18 protein-coding genes are annotated in these 18,238 nt (G+C 73.9%); 9 read left to right on the forward strand and 9 right to left on the reverse strand.

What is annotated here, in order from left to right; translation table 11 throughout:
• Window positions 1–27 precede the first annotated feature (27 nt).
• Together AC1RNL_RS10225 and AC1RNL_RS10230 are read right to left on the reverse strand one after the other, a co-directional pair.
• Window positions 28–1,257 (reverse strand): cobalamin-independent methionine synthase II family protein, encoded by a 1,230-nt coding sequence (locus AC1RNL_RS10225; protein WP_310125527.1) that lies wholly within the window; start codon window positions 1,255–1,257, stop codon window positions 28–30.
• A 91-nt stretch (window positions 1,258–1,348) separates the two neighbouring features.
• Complete coding sequence (locus AC1RNL_RS10230; protein ID WP_492935139.1) at window positions 1,349–2,893, reverse strand: HNH endonuclease signature motif containing protein; 1,545 nt, start codon at window positions 2,891–2,893, stop codon at window positions 1,349–1,351.
• A 141-nt stretch (window positions 2,894–3,034) separates the two neighbouring features.
• Between AC1RNL_RS10230 and putP the strand changes: the two genes are divergently transcribed.
• The 3 genes from putP (at window position 3,035) to AC1RNL_RS10245 (ending at window position 6,065) form a co-directional block, all read left to right on the forward strand.
• Window positions 3,035–4,594 carry a sodium/proline symporter PutP gene (gene putP / locus AC1RNL_RS10235; protein ID WP_492935140.1) on the forward strand — a complete coding sequence of 520 codons (1,560 nt, stop codon included), beginning with the start codon at window positions 3,035–3,037 and terminating at the stop codon, window positions 4,592–4,594.
• Between the two features lie 86 nt (window positions 4,595–4,680).
• Window positions 4,681–5,514, forward strand: a complete 834-nt coding sequence (locus tag AC1RNL_RS10240) for a gluzincin family metallopeptidase (protein WP_492935141.1) — start codon at window positions 4,681–4,683, stop codon at window positions 5,512–5,514.
• Window positions 5,515–5,639: 125 nt separating this feature from the next.
• Entirely contained in the window at window positions 5,640–6,065 is a 426-nt protein-coding gene (locus AC1RNL_RS10245) for a (2Fe-2S) ferredoxin domain-containing protein (RefSeq protein ID WP_364197354.1), read from the forward strand.
• A gap of 27 nt (window positions 6,066–6,092) precedes the next feature.
• Here the strand turns inward: AC1RNL_RS10245 and AC1RNL_RS10250 are convergent, their stop codons facing one another.
• Together AC1RNL_RS10250 and AC1RNL_RS10255 are read right to left on the reverse strand one after the other, a co-directional pair.
• Window positions 6,093–7,805: an ABC1 kinase family protein gene (locus tag AC1RNL_RS10250; RefSeq protein WP_492935142.1), complete on the reverse strand. Its 1,713-nt coding sequence runs from the start codon at window positions 7,803–7,805 to the stop codon at window positions 6,093–6,095.
• 38 nt (window positions 7,806–7,843) lie between these two features.
• Entirely contained in the window at window positions 7,844–8,401 is a 558-nt protein-coding gene (locus AC1RNL_RS10255) for a PadR family transcriptional regulator (RefSeq protein WP_146354222.1), read from the reverse strand.
• Between the two features lie 212 nt (window positions 8,402–8,613).
• On the opposite strand from AC1RNL_RS10255, the gene AC1RNL_RS10260 reads away from it, so the two are divergent.
• Window positions 8,614–9,912, forward strand: coding sequence for an alpha-amylase family glycosyl hydrolase (locus AC1RNL_RS10260; RefSeq protein ID WP_492935208.1), 1,299 nt, complete (start codon window positions 8,614–8,616; stop codon window positions 9,910–9,912).
• A 21-nt stretch (window positions 9,913–9,933) separates the two neighbouring features.
• Here the strand turns inward: AC1RNL_RS10260 and AC1RNL_RS10265 are convergent, their stop codons facing one another.
• Both AC1RNL_RS10265 and AC1RNL_RS10270 read right to left on the reverse strand, forming a co-directional pair.
• Window positions 9,934–11,004: a zinc-dependent alcohol dehydrogenase family protein gene (locus tag AC1RNL_RS10265; RefSeq protein ID WP_492935143.1), complete on the reverse strand. Its 1,071-nt coding sequence runs from the start codon at window positions 11,002–11,004 to the stop codon at window positions 9,934–9,936.
• Window positions 11,005–11,192: 188 nt separating this feature from the next.
• A complete protein-coding gene (locus tag AC1RNL_RS10270) occupies window positions 11,193–12,011 on the reverse strand; it encodes an SDR family NAD(P)-dependent oxidoreductase (protein WP_492935144.1) in 819 nt (272 codons plus the stop codon).
• A 133-nt stretch (window positions 12,012–12,144) separates the two neighbouring features.
• On the opposite strand from AC1RNL_RS10270, the gene AC1RNL_RS10275 reads away from it, so the two are divergent.
• The 3 genes from AC1RNL_RS10275 (at window position 12,145) to AC1RNL_RS10285 (ending at window position 14,471) form a co-directional block, all read left to right on the forward strand.
• Entirely contained in the window at window positions 12,145–12,840 is a 696-nt protein-coding gene (locus AC1RNL_RS10275) for an RraA family protein (protein WP_492935145.1), read from the forward strand.
• A gap of 64 nt (window positions 12,841–12,904) precedes the next feature.
• Window positions 12,905–13,543 carry a haloacid dehalogenase-like hydrolase gene (locus tag AC1RNL_RS10280; protein ID WP_400530066.1) on the forward strand — a complete coding sequence of 213 codons (639 nt, stop codon included), beginning with the start codon at window positions 12,905–12,907 and terminating at the stop codon, window positions 13,541–13,543.
• A 40-nt stretch (window positions 13,544–13,583) separates the two neighbouring features.
• Window positions 13,584–14,471: a dihydrodipicolinate synthase family protein gene (locus tag AC1RNL_RS10285; RefSeq protein ID WP_492935146.1), complete on the forward strand. Its 888-nt coding sequence runs from the start codon at window positions 13,584–13,586 to the stop codon at window positions 14,469–14,471.
• A gap of 78 nt (window positions 14,472–14,549) precedes the next feature.
• Here AC1RNL_RS10285 and AC1RNL_RS10290 read toward each other — a convergent pair whose 3' ends face one another.
• On the reverse strand, window positions 14,550–15,392 hold the full coding sequence (locus AC1RNL_RS10290; protein WP_400530061.1) for an SDR family NAD(P)-dependent oxidoreductase: 843 nt from the start codon (window positions 15,390–15,392) through the stop codon (window positions 14,550–14,552).
• Between the two features lie 154 nt (window positions 15,393–15,546).
• Here AC1RNL_RS10290 and AC1RNL_RS10295 point away from each other — a divergent pair, with 154 nt between their 5' ends.
• The gene (locus AC1RNL_RS10295) at window positions 15,547–16,416 is read left to right on the forward strand and encodes a helix-turn-helix domain-containing protein (protein WP_492935147.1); all 870 of its coding nucleotides are present in this window, start codon (window positions 15,547–15,549) and stop codon (window positions 16,414–16,416) included.
• Between the two features lie 20 nt (window positions 16,417–16,436).
• Complete coding sequence (locus tag AC1RNL_RS10300; protein ID WP_364197381.1) at window positions 16,437–16,637, forward strand: hypothetical protein; 201 nt, start codon at window positions 16,437–16,439, stop codon at window positions 16,635–16,637.
• A gap of 14 nt (window positions 16,638–16,651) precedes the next feature.
• On the opposite strand, the gene AC1RNL_RS10305 is transcribed toward AC1RNL_RS10300, so the two are convergent.
• Together AC1RNL_RS10305 and AC1RNL_RS10310 are read right to left on the reverse strand one after the other, a co-directional pair.
• Window positions 16,652–17,119 (reverse strand): MarR family winged helix-turn-helix transcriptional regulator, encoded by a 468-nt coding sequence (locus AC1RNL_RS10305; RefSeq protein ID WP_492935148.1) that lies wholly within the window; start codon window positions 17,117–17,119, stop codon window positions 16,652–16,654.
• Window positions 17,120–17,163: 44 nt separating this feature from the next.
• On the reverse strand, window positions 17,164–18,147 hold the full coding sequence (locus tag AC1RNL_RS10310; RefSeq protein WP_492935149.1) for an aldo/keto reductase: 984 nt from the start codon (window positions 18,145–18,147) through the stop codon (window positions 17,164–17,166).
• Window positions 18,148–18,238 lie beyond the last annotated feature (91 nt).

Raw genomic sequence — 18,238 nt, forward strand, 5'->3', positions numbered from 1 at the left:
CGCCCGCTGCGGGCATGTCGTCGGACGTCAGACGATCGAGACGGCGGCGCCGAGCCGCTGCTCGGCGAGGCGCGCGCCCTGCCCGAGCGACTCGAGCTTGGCGACGGCGATGTCGGGGTGGATGCGTCCGCCCAGTCCGCAGTCAGTCGACGCGATGACGCGCTCCGGCCCGACCAGCCGCGCGAAGCGCTCGATGCGGTCGGCGACGAGCTCGGGGTGCTCGACGACGTTGGTGGCGTGGCCGACGACGCCGGGAGCGATGCGCTTGCCCTCGGGCAGCTCGACGCGCTCCCACACGCGCCACTCGTGCTCGTGGCGCGCGTTCGCCGCCTCGAACGAGTAGGTGCCGGCATTCGCCTCGAGCACGAGCGGGGCGATGTCGCCGAAGGGCACGTCGGTCGTGTGCGGCCCGTGCCACGAGCCCCAGCAGATGTGCAGGCGCACCTGCTCCTCGGGCAGTCCGCGGATGGCGTGGTTCAGCGCGTCGATGCGGATGCGCGTGAAGTCGAGGTAGTCCTCGATCGTCGGCTCGGGGTTGATCTGGTCCCAGTTCTCGGCGAGCGAGGGGTCGTCGATCTGCACGATGAGGCCGGCATCGACGATGGCGCGGTACTCCTCGCGCAGCACGTCGGCCCACGCCCAGATGTGCTCCTCGTCGCTGCCGTAGTGGCGGTCGGCGATGCGCGCGGCCGAGCCGGGCGACAGCGCGGTGAGGAAGCCCTGCTCGGCGCTCGTGGCGGCGAGACCCGACCGGAGGTTCGCGATGTCGGTCGCGATGGCCTCGTGGCCGGTGTAGCGAAGCGCACCGGTCGTGGCGGGGAACGCGGTCGCGGGCGTCGACTTCAGCAGCGGGTCGTCGGGGTCGAGGTAGGCGTCCTTGAAGCGCACCCAGTCGCGGCGGTCGGGGAACGACGTGAGCCGCACGTCGCCGGGCGCGCTGCGCACCGGCGGCTCCGAGAAGATGTCCTCGCCGGTGACCTCGAGGCCCTCGACGCGCTGGAAGACGTAGCTCCACCACGCGCCGTAGTCGAGCGCCGACGACATGGCCTTGCCGTACTCGCCGTCGCCGACGATCGTGATGCCGAGCTCCTGCTGGCGGCGCACGAGGTCGCCGACGGCGTCGGCGAGCAGCGCCTCGAACTCGGGCGTGCGCTCGAGGGTCAGGCCGTCGTCGGCGAGGGTGCGGGCGGCGTTGGCGGCGAGCAGCTCGGGCGTGCGCGGCAGGCTGCCGGCGTGAGTGACGTCGATGCGGGTCATGTCGTGCCTCCTGAGGTCGTCATCGGCACGCTATGCGGCCAGCCGGCGGAGCCGGAACCGCGGCGGTCACGCTTCGTCACACACCAGGTCGTCACGCACTGCGCTCCGGGCCGAGCAGCTCGTCGAGGTAGCCCGGCGGGAACGCCTCGGCGAACGACTGGCGCGGGCCTGGCGGATCGGGCGGCCGCAGCTCGGCGAAGGTCGGACCAACGCGCTGCGGCACCGTCGTGACCACCTCGCCGATCGGCGTGGTCCACTCGATCTCGCCGTGCGCGAGCTGCCGCATCGACCACCGCGAGCCGTGCTTCAGCACGTGGTCGCTGCGGCACAGCGTCGCGAGGTTGTCGATGCTCGTCGTGCCGCCCTTCGCCCAGTCGCGCGTGTGGTCGAGATCGGCGCGCCGGCTGCCGCAGGCGCAGCCGGGGAACGTGCAGCCGCCGTCGCGCGCCTGCAGCCAGCGCCGCTGCCCCGCGCTCGGCCGATAGGTGTCGACGGTGACGGCGACGCCGCTGACCGGGTCGGTGAAGAGGCGCTCCCACACGGCGGAGCCGCCGGCGAGCCACTGCGCGGTGCTGCGGTCGACGAGCGTGCGGCCGTCGAGCGACGCGGGGAAGCTCAAGGCGGGGCCGACGGCCGCGCCGTGCTCGCCGTCGCCGAGCAGCTCGGTCGCTGGGATCAGCACCGACACGTGCGCCGTCAGCATCCTCGTGCCGTGCAGGTCGTCGGGTACCGTGCCGCCGAGCAGCAGCTCGCAGAAGGTGTCGGCGCGGAACTGGTCGAACGACCGCGGATCGTCCTTCGGCTTGCCGCGCGCCGCTTGGCTCAACCGGTCGAGGATGCCTGTCCCGAGCACGGCGGGCACCCGCGCCACGACGTCGCACATGCCGTCGCCCACGTCGAAGACCTCGACCCCGCGACGCTCGCGCGCGACGTCGTGCCGCTGCTGCAGCGGAGCCGCGAGCACCGCATCGACCACGCGCTTCGCGCGCCTGCGGAGCTGCCCGGGGCTCGACCGCTCCGCGACCGCGACGAGCTCGGCGACCACGCGGTCGCGCTCGTCGACGGCGACCTCGGGGTCGAGCCGCAGTGCGCGCGTCTCCCCCTCGATCACCCGCAGGTGGCTCACCGTGATGCGGCCCTCCGCCGCCGCGCCGTGCGCGGCCGGCAGCTCGGTGACCGTCTGCCAGGCCTCGGTCATGCGGCGCTCCATGCCGCGCGTCGAGACGCCGAGCTCCACTGCCGCGAGCGACGCGAGCTCGCGCACGGCGAGCGCCGAGTCGCCCTCGGCGTCGAGCACGCGCTGCAGATGCGCCGCCATCAGAGCGCGCCGCTCACCCTCGATGCGCGCCGACCGCGTCTCGAGCACGCGCATGCGCGCGGCGAACTCGTCGTCGGCGGCGAGCCGCGCGAGCGCGGGATCCAGCGGCGGCTCGCGCAGCTGCGCATCGAGCAGCCGCACCGTCGCCTCAGGCGTCCGACCGGCCGGCACGGCGAGCGTGCGGAACCCGCGCTCGGCGAGCTGCTCGGCGCGGAACGCGTCCTCGAGCTCGTCGGCGGTGCGGCCCAGCGGATCGACCAGCCGCCCCGATCGCACCAGCGCGATCGTCGCCATGTCGAGCCGGGCCTCGTCGTCCATGCACGCATCCCACCACGGGCCACTGACACGACACATAGCATCCCCGCCAGGCCCTCGTCGTCAGCGCCCGCGCCGTTTTGTCCCCCTCCCCTGTGACGCAGCCGTGAGTACCCTGGTGGGCGACCGGACGAGGAGTCGACCATGTCGGACATCACTTTCCAGCTGCTCGCGATCGGGCTCTACTTCGCGGCGATGATCGCGATCGGCGTCTACGCGGCGCGGAAGACGAAGAGCCACGAGGACTACATGCTCGCCGGGCGGGACCTGCACCCGGCGACCGCCGCGCTCTCCGCCGGCGCCTCCGACATGTCCGGCTGGCTGCTCATGGGCCTCCCGGGCGCCATCTTCGCCGCAGGCCTCATCGAGGCGTGGATCGCCATCGGCCTGACGATCGGCGCCTACCTCAACTGGAAGTTCGTGGCGCCGCGCCTGCGCGCCTACACCGAGGTGGCGCGCAACTCGATCACGATCCCGAGCTTCTTCGAGAACCGCCTGCGCGACCGCTCGCGCGCCCTGCGCATCGTCTCGGGCCTCATCATCCTGATCTTCTTCACCTTCTACGTCTCCTCCGGCATGGTCGCCGGCGGCGTCTTCTTCGAGTCGACCTTCGGCGCCGACTACATCTGGGGCATGCTGCTCGTCAGCGGCGTGACGCTCGCCTACACGCTCTTCGGCGGCTTCCTCGGCGCCTCGCTGACCGACATGGTGCAGGGCGCGATGATGTTCCTGGCGCTCATCATCATCCCCGTCATCGCGTTCTTCACGGTCGGGGGCCTGCAGGGCGTGCAGGACGGCATCGCCGACTCGGGCGCGCAGCTCACGGGGCTCATCCCCGCCGACGTCGACGGCATGGTCGTGCTCGGCATCATCTCGTCGCTCGCGTGGGGCCTCGGCTACGTCGGCCAGCCGCACATCATCGTGCGCTTCATGGCGCTGCGCTCGGTCGCCGCGGCGAAGCCCGCGCGCCGCATCGGCATCGGCTGGATGGTCATCTCGCTCATCGGCGCCGTGGTCTCGGGCTTCGTGGGCATCGCCTTCGTGCAGCAGTCGGGCCTCCCGCTCGACAACCCCGAGACGATCGTGCTCGCCATGTCGCAGGCGCTGCTGCACCCGTTCGTCGCCGGCCTCGTGCTGGCCGCGGTGCTCGCCGCGATCATGTCGACGCTCTCGAGCCAGCTGATCGTCTGCTCGTCGGCGCTCGTCGAGGATCTCTTCCAGGTCTTCGCGAAGCGCCCGCCGTCGCAGCGCCTGCTCGTCATCCTCGGCCGCTCGTGCGTGCTCGCCGTCGCCACGATCGCCGCGCTGCTCGCCATCACCCCGTCCGACACGATCCTCGGCCTCGTGGGCTTCGCGTGGGCCGGCTTCGGCGCCGCGTTCGGACCCGTCGTGCTGCTCACGCTCTTCTGGCGCAAGCTCACCAACTGGGGCGCGCTTGCCGGCATGATCGTGGGCGCCGCGACCGTCTTCATCTGGGACGCGATCGAGCAGGCCACCGAGATCGGCTTCTTCACTCTCTACGAGATCGTGCCCGGCTTCATCCTCAACCTCGTCGTCGCGATCGTCGTGAGCCTCGCGACGCACCGCCACGACGAGGCCGTGCAGGAGGAGTTCACGCGCACCGGCCAGATCGTGGCGCTCAAGCCCGGCGAGGAGGGGCGCGTCAGCGCGGCGGCCGCGGCCGACCGCAACGTGCTCCCCTGACCGACACGCCGGCACGCCGTCGGGGCCGCGCGATAGCGTGACCTCGACGGCGCCGCGGCGTCGTCGACGCGCGCACGGGAGCATCGATGAGCGAGACGAGGACGGCACCGCCGGTCGCCGACGCGCCCGCCCGCGGCCCGGCGCATCCGCTCCCCCTCGGCCAGCCCCAGCCGCCGCTCGGCCGCTACCTGCGGTGCAGGACGCGCGGGCCCGTGCCGGTGACCGCGCTCTTCCCCGCCGCGCTGCAGCAGCGTGCGCTCGCCGATCTGGCTCGCGTACCGGCGATGCTCGCGTGCTTCATCGAGCGCCTGGGGCCGCATCCGTTCGACGCCTGCCTGCTCGTGATCGCCGACGATCCCGCGCGAGTGCCCGCCTCGCCGGGTGCCGCCGTGCTGCGCAGCGACAGCATCGACGGGTCGGGCAGCTGCGACGGCGCGCTCGCCGACGCCATCGCGCGCCAGTGGTTCGCGCGCGGCACCAAGGGTGCCGACGCGCGTGATGCCTGGCTCGTGCCTGCGCTCGCGCGCTACGCGACGTGGCTGTGGTGCGAGGCCGCGGGCGACATGACGACTGATGCGCTGGCAGGCGTCGAGCACGCACGGCTGGCCGGGCGGTCGGCCGGCGAGCCGCGCGACGCGCCCGAGCCCGAGGGCGCACCCGACGACCCTCGCGCCGGCCGTGGCGCGCTGCTGCTGCACGCGCTGCGCATCGAGCTCGGCGACGTGCGCTTCTTCGAGCTGCTGCAGGCCTGCAGCCTGCTGCACCCCACCGGGGCGGGCACCACGGACGGCTTCCGCGAGCTCGTCGGCGCCTTCGCCGAGGGACCGGTCGACGTGCTGCTCGACGCCTGGCTCGTCGACGCCGGGCTGCCGCCTGCGCCCGAGCGCCGCCGCCGCGCGCAGCGCCGTCACCACCGCTGAGGCCGACGCCCGACGTCACCGTGCCGCGACCCGCGAGTGCCGGGTGCCCGCACGCAGGAGCCCGAGGCATCCGGCAGACTGGCCCCCTCGCCCGCGACCGGCCGCGGGCGATGACGGAGGAGAGCATGGCGAAGCGCCGCGCGCAGCGCACCGAGCCCACGACGGGCGAGCCCGAGCGCGTCACGGTCGTCGTCTGCCGCGGCGGCGACTGCGGCAGCCGTCGCAAGCACCCCGGCGTCGACCACACGGCGCAGCTGCAGGCGCTGCGCTCGCGCATCGACGGGGCCGACGTCGTGCCGAGCAAGTGCCTCGACGCGTGCGAGCGCTCGAACGTCGTCGTCGTGATGCCGGGCGACGAGGGAGCGGAGGCGGGCGCGACCCCGGTCTGGATCGGCGAGGTGCTCGACGACGCCGTCACCGACGACATCGTCGAGTGGGTGAACGCCGGCGGGCCCGGGGTCGCGGCGCCGCCCGCGCTCGTCGAGATCCAGGAGTTCCGCCCGACGCGGCAGAGCCGGCAGGAGCTGCAGCCGGGGCACGCGCTGCCCTGAGCACCCCGCCCACGCAGCACGAGCCGCTCAGTCGCGCCGCCGGCTCCCTAGCCCCGCGAGCACAGCGTGCAGCAGCGGCACGACCGAGGCGACCATGAGCGCGGTGCCGAACCCCTCGTCGTCCGGGCGCACGAGCGCGCCCGCGACGAGCAGGCCCGCGAAGAGCACCGCCGAGACGACGCGCGCGGCGGTGCGCTCGAGCCGCGCGACGCGGCGCTCGAGCGCCGGCGACGAGACCGCGAGCCTGCCCTCCTCGAGCCGCGTCGCGAGCGTGTCGAAGCGCCGGGGCAGCCCCACCGCGAGGCGCGCGAGCGACACCGCCTCGTCGACCGCGGCGCGCGCGATGCTGCCGCGCTCGTCGCGCAGCAGGCGCCCCGCGTAGGGCTCGACGGCGTCCCACAGGTTGAACTGCGGGTCGAGCGAGCTGCAGACGCCGGAGGTGAGCGACATGGCGCGGATGATGAGCAGGAAGTGCTCGGGCAGCTGGAACGGCAGCGACCGCATGAGCTCCTCGAACTCGAGCGCGAACTCGCGGAACTCGCGCGGGTCGACCTCGCGCAGCTCGGCGAAGCCCATGCCGCCGAAGCGGGCGAACGCGCCCGTCATGGCGCGCTCGAGCTCGGCGGTGTCGGCCGACGGCAGCAGGGCGCCGACCTCGCGGATCGCCTCCACGAGCCCCCGCCCGTCGCGCGCGGCGGCCGCGATCAGCAGCGTGCGCAGGCCCCGCCGCGTGCTCGCGGGCACCTCGCCCATCATCCCGAAGTCGATGAACGTCAGCCGCCACGGCGCACCCGCTCCCCCTCCGCCGGCTCCCTCGCCCCCGCCACGCTCGACAGGCGTCACGAAGAGGTTGCCGGGATGCGGGTCGGCGTGGAAGAAGCCGTTGACGAACAGCTGGTCGAACATGACCGCGGCGAACGCGTGGGCGACCTCGGAGGGGTCGATGCCGGCGGCGCGCAGCCCGTCGAGGTCGGTGAGCTTGATCGCCGTGACGTCGGCGAGCGTCAGCACGCGGCGGGTGGTGCGCTCCCACACCACCTGCGGCACCGCGACGCGAGGGTCGTCGGCGAAGTCGGCCGCGAAGCGCTCGGCGTTCGCCGCCTCGTGGAGGTAGTCGATCTCCTCGAGGCTCGTCTGCGCGAACTCCTCGACGAGCGCGGGCATGTCGACGCGGTCCGACACCAGCCGCACCCGGCTCATCCACCCGCCGACGCGGCGGAGCGCCGCGAGGTCGACGTCGACGATCGCCTGGATGCCGGGCCGCTGCACCTTCACGACCGCCTCGACGCTGCCGAGCTCGGCCGCGTCCTGCGCGGTGAGCGTCGCCCGGTGCGCCTGCCCGAGCGAGGCGGCCGCGAGCGGCTCCGCCTCGATCGAGGCGTAGGCGCGCTCGAGCGGCATGCCGAGCTCCTGCTCGATCGCGTCGCGGATGGGCCCGAACGGCACGGGCGGCGCCTCGTCCTGCAGGCCCTCGAGCTCGCGGGTGATCTCGGGCGGCAGCACGTCGAGCCGCGACGACATGAACTGCCCGACCTTGATCATGAGCCCGCCGAGGTCGACGGCGAGCGCGTGGAAGCGGCGGGCGAGGCGCGTGAGCCGGGCGCCCCTGCCCCGTGCCGCGAGCCGCGCCATCCCGAAGCGGGGCAGCACGATCTCGAACCACCACATGCTCACGAGGTGGCGGGCGGCGAAGCGCAGGATGCGGCGGTAGCGGGCGCGCGTGGCTCCGACGTCGGGCATCGTCTCTCCTCGATCCCGACGCGCCGGCGGCACGCCGCTCAGTCCTGAGCGAGGATCGAGTAGAGCCTACGACGCGCCTCTTCGAGCACGGTCACCGCCTGCTGCACCTGCTCTGGGCTGCCGGTACGGCCCACCTGCGCGGCCGCCTGGGCGAGGTCGAAGCCCGCCTTCGGCAGCGCCGAGAAGCCGCGGCCGTCGCGCTCGCCGGTGGCCATCCAGGGCGCCGCCCGCTCGGCCGACTCGTCGGCGACCGCGCGGCCGCCCTCGGTCAGCGAGTAGGTCTTGCGCCCATCGGCCTCGTGCGCGGTGATGAGGCCCTCGTCGGCGAGCAGCTGGAGCGTCGGGTAGACCGAGCCCGGGCTCGGCTTCCAGGCGCCGCCGCTGCGCTCCTCGATCTCCTGGATGATCTGGTAGCCGTGCATCGGGCGCTCGGCGAGCAGCGCGAGCACCGCCGCGCGCACGTCGCCGCGCCCCATGCGCGTGCCGCCGCGCTTGTCGAAGGCGGTGCGCAGCTGCTCCATCGCCTCCCACATGTGGGAGCCGGGCCCCGCGTTGAAGCCGCGGTCGAAGCCGCCGCCTGCGAACGATCCATGCATGATGACCTCCTCGCGCCGGCGAGTGTCGCCGATACTCAACGATATATCGCTCATCGGGCGAGCGGAAGAGGCGATCCGGCCCGTTCCCCGCCGACGACCGGCAGGATGGAGGCATGACCGACCCGACGCATCCGACCACCGACGACGCCGCTCCCGGCGGCGCATCCGACTCCGTGCAGGCCCATGAGGAGCCGGCATGGGTGGAGCACGTCATGTGGTGGCACGTCTACCCGCTCGGCTTCGTCGGCGCGCCCATCCGGCCCGACGAGACGCCCGCGCCCGACGCCGTCGAGCACCGGCTCGGCCGCATCGAGGCATGGCTCGACCACGTGCTCGAGCTGGGCCTCAACGGACTGCAGCTCGGGCCGGTCTTCGCGTCGTCGACGCACGGCTACGACACCGTCGACCACCTGCGCGTCGACCCGCGGCTCGGCGACGAGGCCGACCTGCAGCGGCTCATCGACGCGTGCCGCGAGCGCGGCATCCGCGTGATGCTCGACGGCGTCTTCAACCACGTCGGCCGCGAGCACCCGGCGTTCCGCGCCCTCGAGCAGGAGGGGCCGGATGCGCCGACCGCGGGCCTCTTCCGCGTCGACTGGGAGGGGTGGTCGCCGGGCGACGCGGTGCGCGCCGACGTCTTCGAGGGGCACGACCAGCTCGTGGCGCTCGACCACGGGTCGGATGCGGTGGTCGACCTGGTCGTCGAGGTCATGACGCACTGGCTCGAGCGCGGCATCGACGCGTGGCGCCTCGACGCGGCCTACGCCGTGCCGCCGGCGTTCTGGGCGAAGGTGCTCCCGCGGGTGCGCGAGCGGTTCCCGGATGCGTACGTGTCGGGAGAGGTGATCCACGGCGACGCCGCCGCGATCGTGCGCGAGTCGACGATGGACTCGCTCACGCAGTACGAGCTGTGGCAGGGCATCTGGCACGGCTTCGCCGACGGCAACTGCTTCGAGCTCGCCCACGCCCTCGAGCGCCACAACGCCCTGCTCGCCGACTCGGCGCCGAGCACGTTCATCGGCAACCACGACGTGACGCGCATCGCCTCCGCGGTCGGCGTCGACCTCGTGCCGCACGCGGTCGCGGTGCTCTGCACCGTCGCGGGCACGCCGTCGGTGTACGCCGGCGACGAGTACGGATGGGTCGGCGAGAAGGAGGAGCGCATCGGCGGCGACGACGCGGTGCGGCCCGAGTTCCCGGAGGCGCCGCCCGCGCCCGACTCGCTGGAGCCTGCCGCCGCGGCCGTCTACGACGCGCACGGGGCGCTGCTCGCCCTGCGGCGCCGGCACCCGTGGCTGCACCGCGCCCACACCGACGTGCTGCACGTCGAGAACACTGCCATCGTGCTGCGCACCGGCACGCACGACGACCGGGTCGTGACGGCGCTCAACCTCGGCGACGAGCCCGTCGAGCTGCCGTGCGCCGACGCGACCGCGGTCGAGGCCGGTGCGGGCGACGTCGAGGGCGAGGTCGTGCGGCTCGCGGCCCGAGGCTGGGCGGTGCTCAGCTGACGGGCGTCGGCTGACCCCGCGTCAGGCGGTGCCCGGCGCCTCCCCTCCCGCGGCCGGCGGCCGCGGATCGATCATGGTGATCCCGGCGGCGGTCGAGCGGTCGAAGCTTGGCAGGAGCGCCGCCGCCTCCTCGAGCCCGACCGTGCGCTCGACGAGCAGCTGCGGCTGCAGCGCGCCCGAGGCGATGAGCGCGAGCATGCCCGGGTAGTCGGCCGCGGCCATGCCGTGGCTGCCGAGCACGTCGAGCTCCCACGCGATCACGCGCGACATGGGCACGCGCGGATGCCCGTCGACGGGCGGGAGCAGGCCGATCTGCACGTGCCGGCCGCGCCTGCGCAGGCTCAGCACCGCATCCGACGCCGTCTGCTCGCTGCCGACGGCGTCGACCGCCACGTGGCTGCCGCCGCCGGTGATGGCGGCCACCTCGGCCGGGATGTCGCGGCCGTCGGCGAGGATCGCGTGCTCGGCGCCGAGCCGCAGCGCGAGCTCGAGCGCCGCCGGGTTGCGATCGATCGCGATGGGCCGGGCGCCGAGGGCGCGCGCGATCATGACGGCGCTGAGGCCCACGCCGCCCGCGCCGACGACCGCGACCCACTCCCCTGCGGCGATGCGCGCGCGGCCCGCGAGGGCGCGGTAGGCGGTCGCGAAGCGGCAGCCGAGGCTCGCCGCGGTCGCGAAGTCGACGCCGTCGGGGATGGCGACGAGGTTGGCGTCGGCGGCGTGCAGCGCCACCTGCTCGGCGAACGAGCCCCAGTGCGTGAAGCCGGGCTGCTGCTGGTCGGGGCAGACCTGCGCGTCGCCGCCCAGGCACCACTCGCACGTGCCGCAGCCGCACACGAAGGGCACCGTCACGCGGTCGCCGACCTGCCAGCGGCGCACGCCCTCGCCGACCTGGCTCACGACGCCCGCGAGCTCGTGCCCCGGCACGTGCGGGAAGGCGATCTCGTCGTGGCCGGCCCACGCGTGCCAGTCGCTGCGGCAGAGCCCGGTCGCGAGCACCTGGACGACGACGCCGCCGGGCGGGGCGACCGGCGTCGGCACGTCGCGGACGATCGGGGTCGAGCGGATGTCGTCGAGGACCAGGGCGCGCATGGCTCGATCCTCGCAGGTGGCGGGCGGGCCGCGGCGCGGTGCCGCGGTCACGAGCAGCGGATCGGTCACGGATCGCGGACGATCTCTCCGCTGCTCGTGGCGGATCGCGGATGCATCCGCTCCCGGTGACGCGGTCCGGCTCCGGTCGGTCGGCGTGGCCGGCCGGCGCGCGACGCCCCCGCCGCCGCTCAGACCATCGCGGCGGAGCGCTCCCACAGCTGCTCGGCGAGCACCGGGTCGATCGAGTCGGGGTTGACCTGCGTCGGGATGCGGCGGGCGTCGTAGTACTCGCCCGGCACGAACGTGGTGCCCGGCGTGCCCTGGGCGAGCCAGACGAGGTCGTCAGCGGCGCGCTCGGCAGAGATGGTGAAGAGGCGCCTGAGCGGCGTGTGGTAGATCCACCGCATGACGTGGTTCGTGTCGCTCGCGAAGCTCGTGGCGACGATGCCCGGGTGGAACGAGACGGCCGCGATGCCCTCGTCGCCGTAGCGGCGCTGCAGCTCGCGGGTGAAGAGGATGTTCGCGAGCTTGCCGTTGCCGTAGGCACGATCGGCGCGATACCCGCGCGCGTTCTGCAGGTCGTCGATGTCGAACCGCGCGAAGACGCGAGCGGCCTGGCTCGCCGTCTGGATGACGGTCGCGCGCCCTGCGGTCAGCGCCGGGAGCAGCAGGGTGGTGAGGAGGAACGGCGCGAGGTGGTTGACCTGGAAGGTGCGCTCGTAGCCGTCGACGGTGAGCGAGCGCTCGCCCATGATGCCGCCGGCGTTGTTGGCGAGCACGTGGATCTCGGGGAACCGCTGCAGCAGCTCGTCGGCGAGGCGGCGCACCTGTGCGAGCTCGGCGAAGTCGGCGACGAAGTGCGGCGCGCCGAGCTCGGCGGCGACCGCGGCGGTGCGCTCCGGCGACCGCCCGACGACAACGACCTGCTCCCCCAGCGCGTGCAGCTTCCGCGCCGCGGCGGCGCCTATGCCGTCGCTCGCACCGGTGATGACGATCGTGCGCGACATCCGTGGCCCTCCTGCAGCGCTGCCTGCGCCGCCGGCACATCCTGTCACGGGTCCTCAGCCAGCAGGTGACGCGGATGCGCCGAGCGACGATGATCGTCAGGGGCAGACCCGCCCGCGCACGACAGGAGGACCCATGCACGAGCTGCGCACCTACCGCGACCTCTCGACGCCGCACGTGGCGGATGCCTGCGTGCGGCTCGGCGTGGAGGTGCGCTGCGGACCGAGCGGACTGCGACCGGTGCTGCCCGGCACGCGCGCCGTCGGCCGGGCGCTGCCCGCGCAGCACGTTGGCAGCGTCGACGTCTTCCTCGAGGCGCTCGAGGCGGCCGGGGAGGGCGACGTGCTCGTCGTCGACGACGGCGGGCGCCTCGACCGCGCCTGCGTCGGCGACCTCGTGGCGCTCGAGGCGCGCATGGCGGGGCTCGGCGGGATCGTGATCTGGGGGCTGCACCGCGACACCCCGGAGCTGCGCGAGATCGGCCTGCCGGTGTGGAGCCTCGGCACCTCGCCGAGCGGTCCGGCGGATGTCGCGGCGCAGCCCGCCGACGCGCTCGCCGTCGCGCGATGCGGCGAGCACCGCGTGACGCGCGACGACCTCGTGCTCGCCGATGACGACGGCGTCATCCTCGTGCCGCTCGCGGACGCCGAGCGCGTGGCGGAGGCGGCGGCCGGCATCCGCGACACCGAGCGGCGGCAGGCTGCGGCGATGGCGGCCGGCACGAGCCTGCGCGAGCAGGTGCGGTTCGGCGACTACCTCGACGCGCGCCGCGAGCGCGGCATCGGCTTCCGCGGGCACCTGCGGGAGGTGGGCGGCGCGATCGAGGAGTGAGGCGCGGCGCGACACCCGTCGGTCGGATGCGTGCGCGGCCTGTCGAGCCTGTCAGGCTGACCCCATGACCGACGTCGTCCTCGACCTCGACGGCGTGCTCTCCACGCGCGACACGTTCGCCACGCTGCTCGTCGCGGCCGCGCGGCGGTCGCCGCTCGTCGGCGTGCGCAGCACCCCCGTCCTCGTGCGGTGGGTGCGCGCGGGCCACGACGTGCCGCGCCACGCCGCCGCCTCCCGCGAGGTCGCCCGCAGCCTGCTGCGCGGCGTGACCGAGCCGATGTACGACGCCCTCGCGCACGACGTCGGCACGCGGCTCGGCCGCGTCGCCGCCCGCGCCTCGATGGTCGCGGTGGCGGCCGAGGCGCGCCGCGCCGGCGCGCACGTCGTCGTCGCCACCGGCTCCGAGCACCGCCTTGCCGCAGCCTTCCTCGCGGCCGCCGGCGTCGAGCACGACCTGCTGCTCGCATCCACCCTCCGCTTCACCGAGACCGGCCCGGTCTTCGACCGGCACATCCGCGGCGAGGGCAAGCTCGCGGCGCTGCGGGAGGCCGGGATCGACGTCGAGCGGCGACGCTTCTGGACCGACTCGTTCGACGACTTCCCCACGGCCCAGGCCGCCGCATCCGTCGTGCTCGTCGCGCCCTCGCGGCACTCGGCGGCGCGCTACCTCGCGTCCGGCCTGGCGGTCGAGCGGCTGCCGTGAAGCGGGCATCCTGGAGAGCGAGACGAAGCGAGGACCCACGATGTTCATCGGCCTGAGCGCCTTCCCCCTCACACCGCTGCGCGACGACCGCCTCGACCTCGCCGCGTTCGGCCGCATCGTGGCGATGCTGGCCGAGAGCGGCGTCGACTCCATCACCGCGCTCGGCTCGACGGGTTCCTACGCCTACCTCGACCGAGACGAGCGGCAGCGCGTCGTCGGCGCGGCGGTCGAGGCCGCCGGCGACACCCCGGTCATCGCCGGCATCGGGGCGCTCCGCACCTCGCACGCGCTCGCCTTCGCCCGCGACGCCGTCGACGCTGGAGCGCGGGCCGTGCTGCTCGCGCCGCTCACCTACCAGGCGCTCACCGACGACGACGCGTACGGCTTCTACGCCGATGTGCTCGAGCACCTGTCCGTGCCGCTCGTCGTCTACGACAACCCCGGCACCACGCACTTCACCTTCACCGACGCGCTCTACGGCCGCATCGCCGCGCTGCCCGGGGTCGCGTCGATCAAGATCCCCGGGCTGCCGGCGGGCCTGACGGCCGAGCAGCGCGTGGCGCAGATCCGCGACGTCGTGCCCGAGCACGTGACGATCGGCATCTCCGGCGACGCCTTCGCCGCGCGCGCCCTGAACGGCGGCTGCGATGCCTGGTACTCCGTCATCGCCGGCACGCTCCCCGCCCCCGCGCTGCGCATCACCCGCGCCGCGCAGGCTGGCGAGCACGACCAGGCGGAGGCCGAGTCGACGCGGCTGCAGCCGATCTGGGACCTCTTCGCCTCGCACGGCAGCAACCGGGTGGTGGCCGCGATCGCCGAGGAGGTGGGCCTCGCGCACCCGGGCAGCCTGCCGCTCCCCCTCCGCGGCCTCGGCGAGGAGGGGCGGATGCGCGTGCGCGAGGCGCTCGCGGAGCTCGACCTGCGCTGACACCGCCTGCCTGGCAGTCGGCCGCTGACCGCGGATCGCAGTCCGACGACAGCGATCGGCGGCAAGCGACCGGCCGCCTCAGGCGTCGAAGGCGAGCGACGCCGAGAGCTCGCGGTGCGCGTCGATCTGCCGCTGGATCGTGGCGAGGTTCTGCTCGACGCCTGCCATGACGTCGGCGCCGGCGACGAAGCGGAGCGGCAGCTCGCCGGAGTCGGAGAGCATCACGAGCGCGTGGGCGAGCTTCTTGGGGTCGCCGCCCTGCTGGCCGTTCATGCTCGACCAGGCCGCGATGGTGTCCTCGGTGCGCTGCGCGTAGTCCTCGATCACGAGCTCGGGCCAGATCGTCGACGACCCCTCGACGAGCAGCTCGGTGCGGAAGAAGCCCGGCTCGACCGCCATCGTCGAGATGCCGAAGGGCTCGACGTCGTAGCGCAGCGACTCCATCCACCCCTCGAGCGCGAACTTCGACGGCGCGTAGGCGGCGCAGAACTCCTGCCCCATGAGTCCCGCGGCGGAGGTGATCGTGATGACCTGCCCCGAGCGCTGACGGCGCATGACGGGCAGGATGGCCCGGGTCACGTTGAGCGGGCCGAAATAGTTGGTCTCCATCTGGGCACGCATCTGCGCGTCGCTGATGTTCTCGAAGTAGCCGGCGTAGAAGTTGCCCGCGTTGTTGACGAGCACGTCGATGCGGCCGAACCGCTCGACGGCCGCGGCCGCCGCCGACTCCGCGGCCGCCGGGTCGGTGACGTCGAGCGCCACCGCCAGCAGTCGCTCGTGCTCGCCGACCGCGTCGAGGACTCGCTGCGGATCGCGGCCGGTGGCCACGACCGAGTGCCCCGCCGCGAGCGCCGCCCGCGCGATGTCGATGCCCATGCCGCGGCTCGCGCCGGTGATGAACCAGACCTTGGTGTCCGTCATGTCTCTGCTCCCTGTCTCGGTCGCGACCGCGCCGGCCGCTGGGCGATCCGCCCGCTCTCCAGTGAACGCGGGAAGCGCGGATGCTGAGAGACCCTGCGTACGGGTGCCCTGGCAGGGACCCCCACCTAGCCCTGCGAGCACGTACCGTCGAACCATGGACACCGCCGAGGGCATCCGCGAGTTCCTCACCTCCCGCCGCGCCCGCCTCACGCCGCAAGACGTCGGCCTGCCTGACTTCGGCGGGCGACGCCGCGTTCCGGGGCTGCGCCGTGAGGAGGTCGCGATGCTCGCCGGGATGAGCGCCGAGTACTACAAGCGGCTCGAGCGCGGCAACGCCAGCGGCGTCTCGGACGGCGTGCTCGACGGCATCGCCCGAGCACTGCGGCTCGACGAGCCCGAGCACGCCTACCTGCGCGACCTCGTGCGGGCCGCCAACGTCGGCAGCAGCCCCGCCCGTCGGCGCGCTCCGGCCCGGCGCCTGCAGCTGCGCCCGAGCGTGCAGCAGACCATCGACGCGATGGCGCCGGTACCGGTCTTCGTCCAGAACGGGCGCCTCGACGCCGTCGGTGCGAACAGGCTCGGCAGGGCGCTGTTCTCCGAAATGCTCGGCGACAGCGCCGGGCCAGTGAACGCAGCGCGCTTCACGTTCCTCGACGCGCGCGCACAGGCCTTCTACCGCGATTGGGATGGCACCGCGCGCCAGATCGTCGCGATCCTGCGCGCCGAGGCCGGGCGCGCGCCCTACGACCGCGAGCTCTCCGACCTCGTCGGTGAACTGAGCACCCGCAGCGATCTCTTCCGGCGCCTCTGGGGCGCCCACGACGTGCGCGCCCACCAGAGCGGGTTGAAGCTGATGCACCACCCGGCTGTCGGCGATCTCGACCTCGCGTTCGAGGCGTTCGACCTCGCGGCCGAGCCCGGCCTGCAGATGCTCGTCTTCTCCGCTGAGCCCGGATCGACATCCGCCGAACGGCTGCAGCTGCTCGACAGCTGGTCGACGGCGCCGGCCGCAAGGTATGCTTAGTGCCCTAACCATCCGAGCGGATGATCATCGAGGAGCCGGGCCCGACAATGCAGCAGACCGACGTCGCCACACCGCCCGCGCAGCCCCGCCCGCGCGATCCGCAGAGCTTCACGCGCGGCGACGCCCTCGCGTGGAAGGTGGTCGCGTTCACCGCGGGCGGGCTCACGCTCGCCGGCATCGCAGGGGGCATCGTCGCGCTCGTGGCGCTCCTCAACGCCTGACGAACGCCGGTCGGCTACGGGGCCGACTGCCCATCCACCGCCGCGATCAGCCGCGTCATCAGCCCGTGCAGCTGCGCGAGCTCGTCGCGATCGAGCCCGAGCCGCTCGGCCATCGTCGTCGGCACTGCGAGCGCCTGCTCGCGGAGCGCCACGCCCCGCTCGGTCAGCGTGATGTCGAGCGTGCGCACGTCGTCGGCGCGTCGCGACCGCTCCACGAGCCCCGCGGCCTCGAGCCGCTTCACGAGCGGCGACAGCGTCGCGGGCTCCAGCCGCAGCTGCTCGCTCAGCTGTCGCAGCGACAGCGGCCGGGAACCCCAGAGCGCCAGCATCACGAGGTACTGCGGATGCGACAGGCCCAGCGGCTCGAGCACCGGCCGGTAGGCGCCGACGACGCTCCGCGACGCGACCGACAGCGCGAAGCACACCTGCCGCTCGAGCGCGAGGTCGTCCTGCGCACGCGCCTGCAGGTCGTCGACGGCCATGCCTCGATCCTAGGCGGCAGCGTCGCGCGGGCGACCGCCGCGCCTCACCAGCGGTCGGCGACGTGCGGCGCGACGAGCTCCTCGTAGACCGCCTCGATCTCGGCGAGCGCGCTCGCGGGCACGGGCGCCAGATCGGCCGCCGCCGCGTTGCTGCGCGCCTGCTCGGCGTTCCGCGCTCCCGGGATCACGGTGCTGACGCCCGGCTGGTCGATGATCCACCGCAGCGCGAGCTGCGCCATCGTGGCACCCTCGGGCACGAGCGCCGCGAGCCGGCGCACGGCCTCGAGGCCGGTCTCGAACGGCACGCCGGCGAAGGTCTCGCCGACGTCGAAAGCCTCGCCGTGCCGGTTGTAGGTGCGGTGGTCGTCCTCGGGGAAGGTCGTGCGCTCGTCGTACTTCCCCGACAGCAGCCCGCTCGCGAGCGGCACCCGCACGATGATGCCGACGTCCGCGGCGGCCGCCGCCGGCAGCACCGCCTCGAGCGGCGCGAGCCGCAGCATGTTCAGGATCAGCTGCACCGAGGCGACGTGCGGGCGGGCGATCGCGGCGAGCGCCTCGGCACGGGTCTCGACGCTCACGCCGTAGTTCGCGACACGCCCCTCCTCGACGAGCACGTCGAGCGCGTCGAACACCGCGTCGCTCTCGTAGACCGCGCTCGGTGGGCAGTGCAACTGCACGAGGTCGAGCCGCTCGACGCCCAGGTTCTGCCGCGACCGATCGGTCCACGCCCGCAGGTTGTCGAGCGTGTAGTGCTCGGGCAGCTGCGGCATCCGCCGGCCCGCCTTCGTCGCGACGACCACGTCGTGGTCGCCGAGCTCGCGCAGGAAGGCGCCGATGAGTCGCTCGCTGCGCCCGTCGCCGTAGACGTCGGCGGTGTCGAAGAAGCGCACGCCGCTGTCGTGCGCCGCACGCAGCACGTCGAGCGCGTCGTCCTCGCGCACCTCGCCCCAGTCGGCGCCCAGCTGCCAGGTGCCGAGGCCGATCACCGAGACGCTGCGCCCCGTCCGTCCGAGCCGTCGCTGCTCCATCGCATCCCCCTCGCATCGGCCCGCGCCGTCGACCACCACCCTGCGGACCCGCTCCCGTGCGCGCAGCGGAGCGTCCGCGTGGGCCGCGCGC

The sequence above is a fragment of the Agrococcus sp. GW821-FHT14H11 genome, assembly GCF_058803545.1.

Coding starts and splice junctions, on each gene's coding strand:
- AC1RNL_RS10225 (WP_310125527.1), bottom strand. CDS start 1,257: ATGACCCGCATCGACGTCACTCACGCCGGCAGCCTGCCGCGCACGCCC.
- AC1RNL_RS10230 (WP_492935139.1), bottom strand. CDS start 2,893: ATGGACGACGAGGCCCGGCTCGACATGGCGACGATCGCGCTGGTGCGA.
- putP (WP_492935140.1), top strand. CDS start 3,035: ATGTCGGACATCACTTTCCAGCTGCTCGCGATCGGGCTCTACTTCGCG.
- AC1RNL_RS10240 (WP_492935141.1), top strand. CDS start 4,681: ATGAGCGAGACGAGGACGGCACCGCCGGTCGCCGACGCGCCCGCCCGC.
- AC1RNL_RS10245 (WP_364197354.1), top strand. CDS start 5,640: ATGGCGAAGCGCCGCGCGCAGCGCACCGAGCCCACGACGGGCGAGCCC.
- AC1RNL_RS10250 (WP_492935142.1), bottom strand. CDS start 7,805: ATGCCCGACGTCGGAGCCACGCGCGCCCGCTACCGCCGCATCCTGCGC.
- AC1RNL_RS10255 (WP_146354222.1), bottom strand. CDS start 8,401: ATGCATGGATCGTTCGCAGGCGGCGGCTTCGACCGCGGCTTCAACGCG.
- AC1RNL_RS10260 (WP_492935208.1), top strand. CDS start 8,614: ATGTGGTGGCACGTCTACCCGCTCGGCTTCGTCGGCGCGCCCATCCGG.
- AC1RNL_RS10265 (WP_492935143.1), bottom strand. CDS start 11,004: ATGCGCGCCCTGGTCCTCGACGACATCCGCTCGACCCCGATCGTCCGC.
- AC1RNL_RS10270 (WP_492935144.1), bottom strand. CDS start 12,011: ATGTCGCGCACGATCGTCATCACCGGTGCGAGCGACGGCATAGGCGCC.
- AC1RNL_RS10275 (WP_492935145.1), top strand. CDS start 12,145: ATGCACGAGCTGCGCACCTACCGCGACCTCTCGACGCCGCACGTGGCG.
- AC1RNL_RS10280 (WP_400530066.1), top strand. CDS start 12,905: ATGACCGACGTCGTCCTCGACCTCGACGGCGTGCTCTCCACGCGCGAC.
- AC1RNL_RS10285 (WP_492935146.1), top strand. CDS start 13,584: ATGTTCATCGGCCTGAGCGCCTTCCCCCTCACACCGCTGCGCGACGAC.
- AC1RNL_RS10290 (WP_400530061.1), bottom strand. CDS start 15,392: ATGACGGACACCAAGGTCTGGTTCATCACCGGCGCGAGCCGCGGCATG.
- AC1RNL_RS10295 (WP_492935147.1), top strand. CDS start 15,547: ATGGACACCGCCGAGGGCATCCGCGAGTTCCTCACCTCCCGCCGCGCC.
- AC1RNL_RS10300 (WP_364197381.1), top strand. CDS start 16,437: ATGATCATCGAGGAGCCGGGCCCGACAATGCAGCAGACCGACGTCGCC.
- AC1RNL_RS10305 (WP_492935148.1), bottom strand. CDS start 17,119: ATGGCCGTCGACGACCTGCAGGCGCGTGCGCAGGACGACCTCGCGCTC.
- AC1RNL_RS10310 (WP_492935149.1), bottom strand. CDS start 18,147: ATGGAGCAGCGACGGCTCGGACGGACGGGGCGCAGCGTCTCGGTGATC.